The sequence below is a fragment of the Arenibacterium sp. CAU 1754 genome (genome assembly GCF_054482635.1).
This window is the reverse complement of sequence record NZ_JBTLRG010000001.1, coordinates 899824-916133: the sequence shown is the minus strand read 5'-3', so window position 1 is coordinate 916133 and position 16310 is coordinate 899824. Positions and strand designations below refer to the sequence as shown.

Here is a 16310-nt window from a genome sequence, read left to right as displayed (position 1 = left end):
AGATGCAAACACCGCAGCCTTCAACTGCCAGCCAGACCAGGCACCCGTTGCTTGCGGCTTACAACGTTCAGGGTGCGACGCATAACGACGAAATGCTGCTCCCGGACGGGACGGTCAAACCAGTCTGGGTGCCTTTCTTTGAGCACCTCAGCCGACTGTCTCCCGAAGAACTGGCACTGCGCTTTTCGCGCGGTGATCAGTATTTGCGCGATGCCGGGGTACTGTTCCGCCAATATGATGAAACCTTGTCTACCGAACGGGAATGGCCGCTCAGCCACATCCCGGTGATCATCGGCGAAGACGAATGGCAGGTCATTTCCGACGGGTTGATCGAGCGGGCGGACCTACTGGAATACATATTGCGGGATTTCTACGGCGATAACACCCTTGTCGAATCTGGCCAGTTGCCCGCAAAGCTGTTGAGCCAAAACCCGGCATGGCTGCGCCCGATGGTCGGGGTCGGCAAAGATGGCGAGCATCTTCTGAACACGCTGTCTTTCGAGATCGGGCGTGGGCCGGATGGGAAATGGTGGGTGATCAGCGATCTTATCGAGGCGCCCTCGACGGCGGGGTTTGCAATCGAGAACCGTATTGCAATGACTCGAGTGTTTCCGAACTTCTTTAAAGGCGCGAATATCCAAAGGCTGGCCGGGTACTTTCAGGAATTTCAGCAAAGACTGATGGACATCAAGGGGCGAACCTCGGGCGAGGTCGCGTTGCTGTCGCCAGGTCCGATGAACCAAAACTATGCCGAACATTCCTATATGGCGCGCTATCTGGGCCTTCTGCTGGTCGAAGGCGAAGACCTGATTGTGCAGGACGGCAAGGCCATGGTGCGCACAGTGGCGGGGTTGAAACCCGTCAGCCTGTTGTGGAACCGCTTGCCAAGCGCGATGTTTGACCCTTTGGAGTTGGATTCATCGTCGATGTTGGGCGCGGCGGGTCTGGTCGAGGCGATCCGCACCGGCGCGCTCAGAACGGTGAACATGGTCGGTGCCGGCGTGCTGGAAACGCGCGCGCTCATGGCGTTTTTCCCGAAAATTGCACGCACGCATCTGGGACGGGGGCTGGCCCTGCCCAACATCGCGACATGGTGGTGTGGGCAGGACAGTCAGCGTGACCATGTGATCGCCAACAGCGCGCGGATGGTGGTGGGAGATGCGTTTTCGACCGTACCGCTGATGGCCGACCCTCACACGACGGCATTTGGTGATCTGGGCGACGGGCCACATGCGCAGCAACTGGCGGATCTGCTCAAAAGCAACGGGCACAGACTTGTCGGGCAAGAGGCCGTGACATTGTCGACCACACCGGTTTGGGAAGACAACCGGCTGGTTGCGCGGCCCATGTGTATCCGCATCTCGATGGGGCGCACCGAAGAGGGGTGGGCCGTGATGCCCGGAGGGTATGCGCGCATCAGCGCGGGCGACGATGCCAAGGCTCTCGCCATGCAGCGCGGTGGCAAGGTGGCGGATGTCTGGGTGAAAAGCCAAAGACAGGTCAAGACACCAACTCTGTTGTCGGTGTCGAAAACCGCCGTGACCAGAAGTCTGACCCATGCGCTTTTGCCCAGCCGGGCGGCGGACAACCTGTTTTGGGTTGGCCGCTATGTCGAACGTTCTGAACAGAACATGCGCATATTCCGGGCCTATTTCGCACGGATTTCCGACGGGGCCGATCACAGTGAAACAATGCCCGCCTTCATCCGCAAGCATCTGATGGGCGGCACGGCGCCGAACGCGTCTGCCATGGCCGCGCGGTTTGGCGAGCCTTTGGGACTGGCCTTGCAATCGGCGTCGCGGATCAGTGACCGCTTTTCGCCCGATGGCATGATGGCCCTGCGCGGTCTGGTGACGGACGCAAAGGCGCTTGATGCCCAGCACGTCCCGCTGGAGGATACGACAGTCCAGATCAGCAGGCTGTTGCGTCAGGTCGCCGGGTTTGCAGGGCTTGTGCACGAAAACATGTACCGCTCGGACGGCTGGCGGTTCCTGAGCCTCGGCATCTCGCTAGAGCGCGCGGCGAATATGTGCGAGTTGTTGGCCGCCTGCCTTTCGGCAGAGCCGTCAAGCGGCGCGCTGGACCTTGCGCTGGAAGTAGGGGACAGCATCGTGTCGCATCGAACCCGGTTCCAGATTGCCGCCAGTGCCGAGTCGGTCATAGACCTGCTGGCGCTTGACCCGAGTAATCCGCGCGCTGTCCGCTATCACATCACGCGCAGCAAGGATCACATTGCCAACCTGCCCACCCAACACGAAGACCACTACATGAGCCATGTGGCGCGCCAGGTCTTGCTACTCGAAACGCAGTTGGCGACCAGCGAGCCTGCGGTCATATCGCCCGAGGTCCTGTCGCAGGTCAAATCGGACATTTGGGCCATATCTGACACGCTCAATGCGTATCACTTGGCCTGACCGATGATCTATTCCATCCGCCTCACAATCGCCCATTTTTACGAGCGCCCGGCAGCCAACAGCCGCCATTTGATCCGCGTTTTGCCCCGAACGTTGCCGGGTCGGCAAAGCCTGACGACGCATCTGCTCGAGATTTTCCCAGAGCCTGAGTCCCGCGCCGAGGCTGTCGATTTTTTCGGCAATACAACGCACTCCTGTGCGCATCGCGATCAACATTCGGAGATGTCGATCAAACTGTCGTGCCATGTCGAAATGCACCCGCCCCTGCCTTGGCAAGACGTGTCACCAGATGTTGCGCAGCTGCGGTCGACCTGTAACGCCCTGACCGATCTGGGGTCTGAATCGCCCCTGCATTTTCTTGGGCCAAGCCCGCGCCTGCCACCTGACACAGCGATCCGTGATTTTGCGCACGACCTTTACGAACCAAACGCAAGTGCCGTCGAAAATGTGATCCGCATCGGCAAGTCGCTGCATGACGCGATGACCTTTGATGCAACGGCCACAACCGTGGATACGGACGCGCCGGATGCCTTTCGCCTGCGCCGCGGGGTCTGTCAGGATTTCACCCATATCATGATCATTGCCCTGCAATCGCTTGGCATTCCGGTTGGTTATGTCAGCGGGTATCTGCGCACACTTCCTCCGCCCGGAGGCGTCAACCTTGAGGGAGCCGATGCGATGCACGCATGGGCACGGGCCTGGTGCGGACCGGAACAGGGGTGGATCGAATATGATCCAACCAATGCCACGCTGGTCGGAACGGACCACATCGTTGCGGGCTATGGGCGCGACTATTCCGATGTCTCGCCGGTGCGCGGACACCTCAGGTCCTCTGGAGGACAAAAGAACACGCAAGCGGTGGATGTCGCCATTGCCGGCTAGATTAAGGCCGCAGCGTTACTTGCGTTCGTAACTGGGCAAATGCATCAAAGCGTTGCGCAATGCGTCGCCCCAGCCTGTGCTGATTGATTGGAAATAAGAGTCTTCGACCGTCACACGCGGCTGTGTATCCAGTGTAAAGCTGTCCACGTCATAAAGCTGGATATCCAGCGGCAGCCCGACGGAGAGGTTAGCTTTGATGGTCGAATCAAAGGACACCATCAATAGTTTGATCGCATCCTCGAAACTCATGTCCGGATCGTATGCGCGCACAAGGATGGGCTTGCCGTATTTCGTTTCGCCAATCTGGAAAAACGGGGCATCCTCGGTCACTTCGATAAAGTTTCCTTCAGGGTAGACCAAAAACAGCGTGGGCATTCCGCCTTTGATCTGGCCGCCTACGATCACGGACGCTTTGAAGGCGGATGTTGCGGACTGACCATCTTCACCGCCGCCCTGAATCACCTGCTTGAGTGTTGCGCCCACAAAGCGCGCGACCTCGAACATCGTGGGCAATTCTAGGATGGTGGGCTTGCGCTCGGTCAGGACTTTGGAGCGTTCTTCAAGGATGCTGATCAGGGCTTGGGTGGTGGCAAGGTTGCCTGCCGTCATGATGGTGATCGCGCGATCCCCCTCCACCTCCCAGGAAAACATCTTTTTCGTCGTCGAGAAGTTGTCGACCCCAGCATTGGTACGCGTGTCGGACATGAAAACAAGGCCACTGTTCAGGTAAAGGCCAACGCAATAAGTCATTTCGAATCCACGACAGAGAGGGCAGCAGAGCGCTGCGCAGCAAGCTCTAGTCGGGAAAAGTTCACGACACAATATTGGCCCGGTCTATTTCGGCGCTGCGTGGTACCATTTGACACAGCGGACAAAGAGGCGCCCGTTAAGTTGGCATACGCTGCACCTGAACGCTTTGCTCTTGCAGGCTCAACACACCGTAGGACGTCAGAAAAGACGCATCCGCCGCATCACGGCCAACACAAATCCGGACAATGTCTGTCGGCTGTGCCATTCCCGTCGGATCGACAAGATGCCAATCACCCTCAAGAAATACCTCGACCACCGCGTGGAAATCCTGCGGTTCGACGTCCGGTGCGTATACGCTGACAAATCGCGCAGGAATGCCCACGGCGCGCACCAAAGCAATCAGAACATGCGCGTAATCACGGCAAACCCCGCGCAGGGCGGCAAAACTGTCGGTCGCGGTGGTGCCCGGATTGCTTGTAAATATGTCGTAACAGAAGTTGGACGCGACCCAATCATTCATCGACAGCACACACGCGCCACCTGTCAGGCCCCCGAACTGAGCGGCCGTGAACTCCTGAAACAGGTCAGACTGGCAATAGCGCGACGGCATCAGGTACTGAATGACAGAGCCGGGAAGCTGATCTCGGGGCGTTTCCTGAAGCTGGGACAGATCAATCGAGGGTCTGACGACCTCCACTTGCGACTCGTAATAGCAGTCCAGTTGCTCACCGATGGAAACCCACCTGCGCACACCTATGGCATCCTCGCCCTCAAGCTGTCGGACGTTCGAACCCGAAAGGAGCAACAAGCGCGACTTCTCACAACGCTGTCCGCCATCGGTGGTCGGTTCGATCTGAAGCAGAGCGTCGCAAGCTTGCGTTGCAGAGTAAACTAGGCAAGTTGTCAACTTGAGCAACACGGGAAAACTCCAGGTAAGGGAAATGGCAGAAAGGGGCGATCTATCGCAGTCTATCTCCCCAATGTCGACACCATTCACCGACCGCTACGGGATTTGTGCCAGAATCCGGCCTTGGATATCTTTCGCGCGATGAGGCCGTCAGAATCCTTCGTTTCATGCTGAATTCCGGGACTGGGACTACGGAATGTCGGCTTTCCGATGTTGTGCTCTATCGGGACTCAGTTGCCGCGAATGACCGGTTCCTGCCGTTGGGTTTAATCGGGGTTTGAACTGACTTGATTTCTCGCGGCTGCCGCGAACGGCAGGTTCGTCCGCAGAGCGGACAAAGCTTATCTCATCAGCAACGAATTCACCCCTCCATCGCTTCCAACTCATCAATCATCTCCGAAATCATGCTCAGACCCTTGTCCCAGAACTTGGGGTCGGACGCATCCAGACCGAAGGGGGCGAGCAATTCCTTGTGGTGCAGCGATCCACCGGCCTTGAGCATGTCGAAATACTTGTCCTCGAACCCGTCAACACCCGAGGCGTAAACGCAATAGAGCGCGTTCACGAGGCCATCTCCGAACGCATAGGCATAGACGTAGAACGGCGAATGCACGAAATGCGGGATATAGGCCCAGAAGGTTTCATACCCGTCCATGAATTCAAACGCCGGGCCAAGGGATTCACCCTGGACCGACATCCACAGCGCGTTGATGTCATCCGGGGTCAGTTCACCGCCCCGGCGCGCCTCGTGCAGTTTGCATTCGAAATCGTAAAACGCGATCTGGCGCACGACCGTGTTGATCATGTCCTCGACCTTGCCGGCCAGCAGAACCTTGCGCTGGGCGTCGGTTTCGGCGCCGTCCAGCATCTTGCGGAAGGTCAGCATTTCCCCGAACACGGAGGCAGTCTCGGCCAGTGTCAGCGGGGTTGAGGACAGCATTTCACCCTGACCTGCGGCCAGAACCTGGTGCACGCCGTGGCCCAGTTCGTGGGCCAGCGTCATCACATCGCGCGGTTTGCCCAGATAGTTCAGCATCACGTAAGGGTGTACATCGGTCACCGTGGGGTGGGCAAAGGCGCCCGGCGCCTTGCCCGGTTTCACGCCGGCATCGATCCAGCCCTTGTTGAAAAACGGCTCGGCGATGTCGCCCATGCGCGGATCAAAGGCGTTATAGGCGTCCATCACTGTTTTCTCGGCCTGATCCCAGTCGACGATGCGCGGGTCTTCCATCGGCAGGGGCGCGTTGCGGTCCCAGACCTGCATCTTGTCCAGCCCCAGCCATTTGCGCTTCAGCTCGTAATACCGGTGGCTCAGCTTGGGGTAGGCGGCGACAACCGCGCTGCGCAGGGCCTCGACCACCTCGGGTTCGACATCATTGCTCAGATGGCGGCCGGTTTGCGGGGTGGGCATGCCGCGCCAGCGGTCGATCACCTCTTTTTCCTTGGCTTGCGTGTTGTGCACGCGGGCAAAGGTCTTGACGTTTTCACCAAACACGTCGGCCAGTTCTCGGGCCGCCAGTTCGCGTTTTTCGCGGTTCGGGTCGGTCAACAGGTTCAGCGTGCCTTCGATGTTCAGCGGCTCGCCATCGACCACGAATTCAAGCCCCGCGATGGTTTCATCAAACAGACGTTCCCAGGCATCGCCAACAACACCCAGATCATGCAGGAATTTCTCAAGCTCGTCGCTCAGCTGATAGGGCTTCATCGCGCGGATACGGTCAAACACCGGTTTATAGCGCGCCAGATCGGCGTTCTTTGCGAAATGATCCTCCAGAACGCCATCGTCCAGCCGGTTCAACTCGAGCGTGAAAAACACCAGCGGTGTGGTGTAATTGGTGATCTTTTCCTGACAGTCGGACATGAATTTCGCCCGGTCCGCATCGGTGGTCAGCTGGTAATACCGCAAGCCCGCAAAGGACATGATCCGCCCGGCGATCCCGGTGATCTTTTCATTGCGCAACACGCAGTCCAGCAGGCCGTCGGCATCCAGATCGGCCAGTTTGCCCTCGTAATCGGTTGCGAACGAGGCACAGGCCTGTTCCAGCCAGTCCAGATCGCGTTTCAGCTCGGACGCGTCCGTGCTGGTGTAAAGATCGCTCAAATCCCACTCGGGCAGATCGCCCAGATTCTTGCCGCCGGTGTCGGCGTTGGCATCGCGAACGGGAAAGGGAAGCTGGAACATCAAGTCACCTCATCTATAGCGTTGCCATGACACTTAGGGCGAACACCCGCCCTTCACAAGCGATGGCCTAGCCATAGGCCTTCAGGATGTCTTTCAGATCGTCCAGCGTGTTGGCTTCTTGCACCGGTTTATCCTTGCGCCAGCGCGCCATGCGGGGAAACCGCAGGGCAACGCCGGACTTGTGGCGCGGGCTTTCGTGGATGCCCTCGAACGCGATTTCGAACACATGATGGGGCGTGACCTGGCGAACCGGGCCAAAGCGTTGTTGCGTGTTCTTGCTCACCCAGGTGGTGATCTGGTAGAATTCGGCATCGGACAGCCCCGAATAGGCCTTGGTAAACGGGACCAGATCGTTGCCGTTCCAGACGGCAAAGGTGAAATCGGTGAACAGGTTCGACCGCCGCCCGTGCCCGGACTGGGCATAGATCATCACCGCATCGATGCTGAGCGGGTCCAGCTTCCATTTCCACCAGTCGCCCTTTTTGCGCCCCGACAGATAGGGGCTGTCTACCCGTTTCAGCATCAGCCCCTCGGCACGTGCCTCGCGGGCGTCCGCGCGATGGCGGGCCAGATCGGCCCAGTCATCAAAAGACACCTGCGGCGACAGGCGCACCGGCGCATCACTGGGCAGCGCGCTGACCAGCTGTTCCACCCGGGCGCGGCGCCGGGCAAAGGGCAGGGCGCGCATATCTTCGCCCTGATATTCCAGCAGGTCATAGGCATAAAGAATGGCCGGAGCATCGCGCAACAGCGCCTTTGACACGGTTTTGCGCCCCAGCCGTTTTTGCAGGGCATTGAAGGTCTTCGGCGCGGTTCCGTCCCAGACCAGAATTTCCCCGTCCAGAACGGTGCCATCAGGAATGAAATCCGGGCAGCGCCCGAACTCGGGGAACTGGTCGGTGATCAATTCTTCACCCCGCGACCAGACATAGGCCGCGCCGTCGCGCACGACCAATTGGCCGCGGATGCCATCCCACTTCCATTCCGCGCGCCAATTCTCGGGCTGTCCCAGGGCCTGCGGTTCGTCTTCCAGCGCATAGGCGAGGTAGAACGGATAGGGGCGGGAGGCATCGGCACTGGCGTCTTCAGCCTCGATCAGATCGTGCCAGGTCGTCGTGTCGGGGGTCCAGTTGCCCATCAACCGATGGGCCAGTTCGCTTTCCGCCTTTCCGGTCGCCTTGGCTAGGGCGCGGGTCATCAGTTTCTGGCTGATGCCAATGCGAAAGCCGCCAGTGATCAGCTTGTTGAACACCAACCGTTCAGTGGTCTTCAACCGGTCCCACGCGTCCAGAATGGCGGCTTTGCGATCTTCATCATCCAAAGCGGACAGGGATTTCAGAAAGGCGATCCAATAGGTCAACGCTTCGTCCGATGTGGCCTTGGCAGGGGGCAGAATCAGGGCGATGGTCTCGGCCAGGTCCCCCACAACCGGATAGCTTTCCTCGACCAGCCACAGGGGCAGCCCGGCATGGTCCGCCGCCCATTCCCGCAACCGGGTGGTGGTGACGGCCCGCTTGGGGCGGCGCCCGGAAAACAGGGCGATCGTCCACAGCCTGTCCTGTTCCGGTGCCTCGCTGAAATACGCGGCCAGCGCGGCAACCTTGGCGGTGGTGCGCGTTGTCTGATCTATCTGGCGAAAGAGTTCGGAAAACCGTTTCATTGGTCATCCTCATCCACGCCGAATTCGGTGGGGACGATCCTCGCATTCCATCCGTTGTCATTCAGCCATCGGCTGAAAACCTCGGTGTACCCATGGGTCACATAGATATTTTCCGCGCCGGTCTCTTTGATCGCATGGTTCAGGCCGGTCCAATCCGCATGGTCTGACATGACGAACCCGCGATCCACCGACCGGCGGCGCCGCACACCGCGCATCTGCATCCACCCACTTGCAAAGCCGGTTGAAACCGGGCCGAACCGGCGCGCCCAACTGCTTCCCAGCGCACTGGGTGGGGCCATCACCAGCGCACCGGAATGGGCCTTGAGGTCCAGATCCGGTGTCACCTGCACCGTGTCCGGCAGGGTCAGCCCCTGCGCGCGCAGGGTTTGTGTGACGTTTTCGACCGCACCATGGGTCAGGATGGGCCCCCGCGACGCATCAAGCATGTGCAACAAGCGCTGTGCCTTGCCCAGGGCATAGGCGCCCAGAATCGCAGTGCGCCCATCTGATTGGCACTGCGCCCACCAATCGTTGATCTCCCGCGCAACCTCCTGCTGGGACTGCCAGCGGAACACCGGCAGGCCAAAGGTGCTTTCGGTGATGAAACTGTGGCAGGGCACCGTTTCAAACGGTTCGCTTACCCCGTCGCTTTCGAGCTTGTAATCGCCCGAGGCGACCCAGACCTGACCACCTACCTCAACCCGGATTTGGGCCGATCCGGGAACATGTCCGGCAGGGAGAAACGACACCGTCGCGCCGCCAATTTTGCGGGATTCGCCATACTCAACGGTTTCCAGCGTGATGTCGCCCAGTCTCTGGCGGACCACTGGTGCGGCGGGCGTCGTGCACAGATAGCGGTGATGCCCCGGCCGGGCATGGTCGGCGTGCCCATGGGTGATCAGCGCCCGGTCGACCGGGCGCCACGGATCGATGTGGAAATCGCCGGCAGGGCAATAGATGCCGTTGGGGGTAAAGGTTAGAACCGCAGCATGGGACATGGACCAAACCTAGTCTGGTCGCGCGCCGAAACCAGATGGTATCAGGCAGATTTTGCAGGGCTTCCCACGGTCATCTGACCCGAAAACAGTCTTTCCAGCTGATCGAAAACGCGATTGCGGATTGGCCGTGCCTCCATCAGGATTTCATGCTCGGCCCCGGGCACCACGTTCAGCAAGCCGCCGGACCAACTGGCCATGCGGTCCCGGACTGAGGCACAGTCGATGATCTTCTCGTTTTCGCCCAGAAAGGTGGCGCAGGGCAGGTTCGGAGCGGGCTGGCGCGCCAGATATTTGCATTCCGCCAGCGCCTCGCGCAGCCAGATCAGGCTGGGACCGCCCAGGCTCAACTCGGGTTGTGCCTCAAGCTGGGTTTTCATGAGATCGAACATCTCAGGGTCCGTCGTCAGCATGTTGCCTTCGAACGGATTGGCCAGAACGTAACTTTCAAAGCGGGTACTGGGGGGCAGGCGTGTTCCCATACCCACGATGTCGGCAACGCGGGGCAGGATATAACCAAACGGGCGCATCAATGGCGCCATGTAGATCCCCCACATCGGGCCGGTGAATGCACAGGTCTGAACCGGCAACCCTTCCAGCGCGGCGCGCAGGCCGATACCGCCGCCCATGGAGTGCCCCACAAGGTGCAACGGCTCAGGCACGTTCAGGGCGCGCACAACCTCCAGCGCGGCGGTGACGTCTTTTTGATAGTCGGTGAATTTGATCACATGGCCGATGCGGCGGTCTTCGATCAGGCGGTCGGCCAAACCTTGGCCGCGCCAGTCAATGACAACCGTCGCATATCCGCGCGCCGTGAATTCACCGGCGGTTGTGCCATATTTTTCAATATATTCCGTGCGGCCGGGGAACAGCAGAACCGTTCCCTTGGCGTCCTTGGCCGGCCAAAAGCCGACCCGGATACGCAGGCCGTCCGAGGTGGTGCGCCAATAGGCAGCACCACCCGCAGGCCCGCCGGCAATGTCTTCGTGAAACGGAGCCGGCGTCAGATCCATCAGGCCAGCACCGCCGCCAGCTGCATGGCCTTGCCCATGTCGCCGTCAATCGACAGCTTGCCACTCATGAACGCGCTGGTCGGGTTCAGGTCGCCTTCGAAAATGGACTGGAACGTGTCGGCATCGGCGTTCAGCGTCACGTCCGCGTCTTCGTCACCCACGCGGGCGCCGTTGCCGTCCAGCATGATCGAGCCGACGTCGGCAATCGCAAACTTTGCCGTGCCGTCGAAATCGACGCCGTTCATCTTGTTGTTCAGTTCGGCCGTAGCCTGTTCAAGAATATCGCTCATAGAGAACCCTCATGATTTTTTGACACGTCTTGGTCTGGCTTTTGCCACGCGTCACGTTACACTCTTTACTGTTATGAGCATTGTTCTTCCCAATCTCAAAGGTATCGTGACGGCACTTTGCCTCATAGTCATGAATTCCTTACCTTTGACCGCACAAACCGCCGATCTTCAGGATGAGTCGGCGCTGCTGGACGCTTTGGCCAAATCCGACGCGGCCGGGTCCCGGAAAATCGAACGGCAACTGCAGGCGCTGTGGAGCAAAAGCGGATCAGCCTCGGTTGATTTGCTGCTGAAACGGGGGCGCGACGCCCTTGAACTGGAAGACGGCCGCGCCGCGATCGAACATTTTACAGCGCTTACTGATCATGCGCCTGATTTCGCCGAGGGCTGGAGCGCACGTGCGTCCGCCTATTTTTCCCGGTCAATGTTCGGCCCGGCAATGGCCGATCTGGAACAGGCGCTGGCCCTGAACCCCAACAATTACAACGCCATGTTCGGTGTCGGGGCGATTCTGGAAATGTACGGACAGGATGCCCGTGCTTATGAGATTTATCAGCGGGTAAAGTCTATACATCCACACCACGAGGACGTATCCAAGGCACTCGAGCGGTTGAAGCCGCGCATCGAAGGCACATCTCTGTAACGCCATTCGATCAGGGCAGGGGACCAACAGTGACCGGGTCATCGCAGGTCGTGGCCGTTCTGGGCCCGACCAATACAGGTAAAACGCATTACGCAATCGAGCGCATGCTGGGCCATCGGACCGGCGTGATCGGTCTGCCGCTGCGCCTTTTGGCGCGCGAGGTGTATGACCGTATCGTCGCCGTGCGCGGCCCGTCGGTCGTGGCGCTGGTCACCGGTGAGGAACGTATCGTTCCGCCCCGCACCCAATACTGGGTCTGCACGGTAGAAGCGATGCCCGAAGGCATGGGGTGCGATTTCCTTGCCATCGATGAAATCCAGCTTTGCGCCGACCCGGAACGCGGGCATGTCTTCACTGACCGCCTGCTGCGGTCGCGCGGGCTGCACGAGACGCTTTTTCTGGGCTCCGACACGATGCGAGGCCCCATCCAGGCCCTTGTGCCCGAGGCCCGGTTCCACCGTCGCGAGCGGATGTCCCAATTGGTGTACTCAGGTTCCAAAAAGATAAGTCGTATGCCGGGACGGAGTGCGATAGTCGGGTTTTCTGTTGAAAATGTCTATGCCATCGCCGAGTTGCTCCGCCGTCAGAAAGGCGGTGCAGCGGTGGTCATGGGGGCCTTGTCGCCCCGCACGCGCAATGCTCAGGTCGATCTTTATCAGAATGGCGAGGTGGATTACCTGGTGGCCACCGACGCCATCGGCATGGGGCTCAATCTCGACATTGATCACGTTGCGTTTTCCTCGCTGACCAAGTTCGACGGGCGGCGCATGCGGCCGCTCGCCCCCAACGAACTGGCCCAGATCGCCGGGCGCGCAGGGCGGGGGATGTCCCACGGGACATTCGGTGTCACGGGCGAGGCCCCGTCGCTGGACGATGGCGTGGCCGAGGCGATCATGGAGCATCGGTTTGCCCCGCTCAGAAAGCTTAACTGGCGCAATCCGGCGCTGCAATTCGGCACGATCAACAGCCTGATCCATTCTCTGGAACACCCCCCGGAGAACGAACACCTGATCAAGGCGCGCGAAGCGGATGATCTGATGGCGCTGAAATCGCTGTCCCAACAGGCCGAAATCGCGGCCCGCGCCAGTGATGGGCAATCGGTTCGCCTGTTATGGGATGTGTGCCGCATTCCTGATTTTCGCGGCATCAGCCACGGCGAACATGCCAACCTTTTGTCAGCCATTTTCGAACACCTGTTCGAACGCGGCGCCGTTCCGAATGACTGGCTTGTCCGCCAGATCAAGCGGATAGACAGGACCGACGGGGACATCGACACGCTCAGTAAACGGTTGGCATATATCCGCACATGGACGTATGTCGCACAGCGCAAGGGCTGGACTCGTGACGAAAGCCATTGGCGCGGGCAGACCCGCGCGGTAGAAGATAGGGTATCGGACGCTCTGCATGAGCGTCTGACCCAAAGATTTGTGGATCGCCGCACTTCTGTGCTTTTGCGGCGGCTCAAACAAAAGGAGGCCCTTTTGGCCGAAGTGAACGAAAATGGTGAAGTGACCGTCGAAGGCGAATTCGTCGGTCGTTTGGAAGGTTTCCGGTTCAGCCCCGACAAGGGCGCCGCCGGGGCCGAGGAAAAGGCAATCAAATCCGCCGCGCTGCAGGCGCTGTCGCCGCAATTTCATTTGCGGGCCGACCGGTTTTACAATGCCCCCGATACCGAAATCGACTTTACCGAACAGGGTGGGTTGATGTGGGGCGAACATGCGGTCGGCAAGCTGGTCGCCGGTGCGGACCCGCTGAAACCGCAGGTCGAGGTGTTTGTCGATGACGTGGCTGGCCCCGACGTCGCACAAAAGGTGCAACGCCGCTTGCAGCATTTCATCGATCGCAAGGTTGCGGCCCTGTTTGAACCGCTGCTGACCCTTCAGCGTGACGAAGAACTGACCGGGCTTGCTCGTGGTTTTGCGTTCCGCATGATTGAATCCCTGGGCATCCTGCCGCGCGCGGACGTTGCGCAAGAGGTGAAAGACCTCGATCAGGACGCGCGGGGCAGCCTGCGCAAGCATGGCATCCGTTTCGGCCAGTTCACCATTTTCATGCCGCTTCTGCTGAAACCGGCGCCGACCCGCCTGCGTCTTGTGCTCTGGGCGCTGTCCAAGGGGTTGCAGGATTTCCCTGAATCTCCGCCTCCCGGGCTGGTGACCGTGCCCACCGATGCATCCGCGCCCGATGGTTATCATACCATGTGCGGGTATCGCCCGGCGGGCGAACGCGCCATTCGCATCGACATGCTTGAACGACTGGCTGACATGTTGCGCGCCGAAAACAGCCGCGCAGGGTTTGAGGCCAAGGCCGACATGCTGTCGATCACCGGCATGACGTTGGATCAATTTGCCGACCTGATGCAGGGGCTTGGCTATAACGCCGAGCGCGGTGAACGGGTCAAGGTCAAGGCGACCGAAGCTGCCGTGCCCAAGGCAGAAACGCCCGCCAGCGACGCGGCAGAGCCCGAGGCCGCCCCGGCCGACCCAACTCCGGATGCCGCTCCGGCCGCCGAGGCCGAAACCCCGGCCGAGGACCCCCAAGCCGCCCCGGCAGAGGTCGCGGGCGAAACGCCGGCCGAGACCGTGGACGACGCCCCGGAAATGGAAGTGTTCTATACCTTCACCTGGGGCCGTCCCGCGCGCCCGAAAGGGCAGCACAGTGGCGCTGGCAAACCTCGTGGCGAAGGCAAGCCCCGTGGCAAGTCGCAGGGCAAACGCCCGCAACAGCAGGGGGCCAAGTCCTTCTCGGCACGGCCGCCGCGTCCGGAAAAGAAAATCGATCCGGATAATCCCTTTGCGGCCGCCCTCATGGGGCTGAAAGACAGCAAGTAACGCAAATGCCTGACGCACCTGAAAAACTGCGTCTGGACAAATGGTTATGGCACGCGCGTTTTTTCAAGACCCGCTCGCTGGCCGCCAAACAGGTCAGCGGCGGGCACGTGCGCGTCAACGGTGAACGCGTTCAGAAATCGGCCTTTCAAATCAGCCTTGGGGATGTGTTGACCTTTGCGCAGGCCCACCGCGTGCGCGTGATCAAGGTGGCGGCCATGGGCGTGCGACGCGGCCCGGCGAATGAGGCGCAAACCCTGTTTGAGGATATGACGCCCCCGGATGAGGCCCCGCAACCGGCCCCGCAGCGGGTGGGCGAACGCCCGACCAAACGCGATCGCCGCGCGATCGACGCGCTGCGCGGGGACAACTGACTGCGCCGACGGGGCAGTGCGGAACCGGCATCGCCCCCAACCGGTGTCTGACGAAAAATTTACCCGCACCAGCGTCAAAGTTTCGAGACTTCTGTCTTTCCCACTCTGTAATGCTTGAATGACCGGCGGTGCTGATTTAGCTAGGCGGTCGGAAGGGTGAAACGGAAAGCCGCACATGACTTATATCGTCAACGACAACTGCATTGCCTGCAAATACACCGACTGTGTCGAGGTATGCCCCGTGGATTGCTTCTATGAGGGTGAAAACATGCTGGTGATCCATCCGGACGAATGCATTGATTGCGGTGTCTGTGAACCCGAATGCCCGGCTGACGCCATCCGCCCAGATACCGAGCCGGACATGGAAAAATGGGTTGAATTCAACCGCAAGTATTCCGAAATGTGGCCTGTTATCATCACCCGCAAGGACCCGTTGCCCGAAGCCGAGGAACGCGATGGCGAAACCGGCAAGCTGGACAAGTACTTTTCCGAAAAGCCCGGCGAAGGCGGCTGATCGCCAGTCACGTCGCAGCGGTGAGCAGTCCCAAATCGGGGTGGCGAACATCCCCGCACGGGCGTGTTGAGAGAAATTATTCCCAAGGTAACTTTGGGAATCGCCCTTTTTGTGATATATTTTCGTTACAAATGATGGAAACAACCGGTATCGACCCCATCTTTCACTCAGATTGGGGTGGTCAAGCGTAGACAGACATACTGCCCGTCGGGACATTTACGTGCCCCGACGCGGCGTTTCTGTCGTCGACGTGCACCGGAACACAAGGAAGACCTGAATGAGCAAGTCGAAAAAACTCGATTTTCGTCCGAATGAATACGTTGTCTACCCGGCGCATGGTGTCGGTCAGATCGTTTCGATCGAGGAACAGGAAGTCGCCGGGATCACGCTGGAACTGTTTGTCATCTCCTTTGAAAAGGACAAGATGACGCTCCGCGTGCCGACCAACAAGGCCACGGAAATCGGGATGCGGTCGCTCAGTTCGCCGGACGTGATCAGCCAGGCCATGAAGACCCTCAAGGGCAAGGCCAAGGTCAAGCGCGCCATGTGGTCCCGCCGGGCGCAGGAATACGAACAAAAGATCAACTCGGGCGATCTGATTTCAATCGCCGAAGTGGTGCGTGACCTGCACCGCACCGACGATCAGCGCGAACAGAGCTATTCCGAGCGTCAGCTGTACGAAGCAGCACTCGAACGCCTGACCCGCGAAGTTGCGGCCGTTGGCGGCGGTGACGAAGATTTGGCCGCGAAACAGGTAGGCGATGTTCTGACGTCACGCGCGGCCGCCTGAGCGAAAGCTGATATGAAAATCTGAGAAAACCGCGCTTTCGGGCGCGGTTTTTTTGTGGGAACGTGGCA

The 16310-nt window shown here is 59.8% G+C and carries 14 protein-coding genes; 7 read left to right on the top strand and 7 right to left on the bottom strand.

Annotated elements, in window-relative coordinates:
* The first annotated feature begins 2 nt into the window (after window positions 1–2).
* Complete coding sequence (locus ACXYMO_RS04455) at window positions 3–2414, top strand: circularly permuted type 2 ATP-grasp protein (protein ID WP_458877450.1); 2412 nt, start codon at window positions 3–5, stop codon at window positions 2412–2414.
* A 3-nt stretch (window positions 2415–2417) separates the two neighbouring features.
* The gene (locus ACXYMO_RS04450) at window positions 2418–3296 is read left to right on the top strand and encodes a transglutaminase family protein (RefSeq protein WP_458877449.1); all 879 of its coding nucleotides are present in this window, start codon (window positions 2418–2420) and stop codon (window positions 3294–3296) included.
* 15 nt (window positions 3297–3311) lie between these two features.
* Here ACXYMO_RS04450 and ACXYMO_RS04445 read toward each other — a convergent pair whose 3' ends face one another.
* The 7 genes from ACXYMO_RS04445 to ACXYMO_RS04415 form a co-directional block, all read right to left on the bottom strand.
* On the bottom strand, window positions 3312–4046 hold the full coding sequence (locus ACXYMO_RS04445; protein WP_458877448.1) for a peptidase: 735 nt from the start codon (window positions 4044–4046) through the stop codon (window positions 3312–3314).
* A 136-nt stretch (window positions 4047–4182) separates the two neighbouring features.
* Window positions 4183–4854 (bottom strand): transglutaminase-like domain-containing protein, encoded by a 672-nt coding sequence (locus ACXYMO_RS04440; protein WP_458877447.1) that lies wholly within the window; start codon window positions 4852–4854, stop codon window positions 4183–4185.
* Between the two features lie 460 nt (window positions 4855–5314).
* A complete protein-coding gene (locus ACXYMO_RS04435) occupies window positions 5315–7135 on the bottom strand; it encodes a M3 family oligoendopeptidase (RefSeq protein WP_458877446.1) in 1821 nt (606 codons plus the stop codon).
* Between the two features lie 67 nt (window positions 7136–7202).
* The gene (locus tag ACXYMO_RS04430) at window positions 7203–8795 is read right to left on the bottom strand and encodes an ATP-dependent DNA ligase (RefSeq protein ID WP_458877445.1); all 1593 of its coding nucleotides are present in this window, start codon (window positions 8793–8795) and stop codon (window positions 7203–7205) included.
* Entirely contained in the window at window positions 8792–9793 is a 1002-nt protein-coding gene (locus tag ACXYMO_RS04425; RefSeq protein ID WP_458877444.1) for a ligase-associated DNA damage response exonuclease, read from the bottom strand. The genes ACXYMO_RS04430 and ACXYMO_RS04425 overlap by 4 nt, the downstream gene beginning before the upstream one ends.
* Window positions 9794–9834: 41 nt before the next feature.
* Entirely contained in the window at window positions 9835–10803 is a 969-nt protein-coding gene (locus ACXYMO_RS04420) for an alpha/beta hydrolase (protein WP_458877443.1), read from the bottom strand.
* On the bottom strand, window positions 10803–11093 hold the full coding sequence (locus tag ACXYMO_RS04415; RefSeq protein ID WP_458877442.1) for an SCP2 sterol-binding domain-containing protein: 291 nt from the start codon (window positions 11091–11093) through the stop codon (window positions 10803–10805). The genes ACXYMO_RS04420 and ACXYMO_RS04415 overlap by 1 nt, the downstream gene beginning before the upstream one ends.
* A gap of 73 nt (window positions 11094–11166) precedes the next feature.
* Between ACXYMO_RS04415 and ACXYMO_RS04410 the strand changes: the two genes are divergently transcribed.
* From ACXYMO_RS04410 to ACXYMO_RS04390, 5 genes are all read left to right on the top strand, one after another.
* Entirely contained in the window at window positions 11167–11736 is a 570-nt protein-coding gene (locus tag ACXYMO_RS04410; RefSeq protein WP_458877441.1) for a tetratricopeptide repeat protein, read from the top strand.
* A gap of 29 nt (window positions 11737–11765) precedes the next feature.
* Window positions 11766–14567, top strand: a complete 2802-nt coding sequence (locus tag ACXYMO_RS04405; protein ID WP_458877440.1) for a helicase-related protein — start codon at window positions 11766–11768, stop codon at window positions 14565–14567.
* A gap of 5 nt (window positions 14568–14572) precedes the next feature.
* Entirely contained in the window at window positions 14573–14938 is a 366-nt protein-coding gene (locus ACXYMO_RS04400) for an RNA-binding S4 domain-containing protein (RefSeq protein ID WP_458877439.1), read from the top strand.
* A gap of 175 nt (window positions 14939–15113) precedes the next feature.
* Window positions 15114–15452: a ferredoxin FdxA gene (gene fdxA / locus ACXYMO_RS04395; protein WP_458877438.1), complete on the top strand. Its 339-nt coding sequence runs from the start codon at window positions 15114–15116 to the stop codon at window positions 15450–15452.
* A gap of 277 nt (window positions 15453–15729) precedes the next feature.
* Window positions 15730–16242, top strand: coding sequence for a CarD family transcriptional regulator (locus tag ACXYMO_RS04390; RefSeq protein ID WP_458877437.1), 513 nt, complete (start codon window positions 15730–15732; stop codon window positions 16240–16242).
* Window positions 16243–16310: the final 68 nt, after the last annotated feature.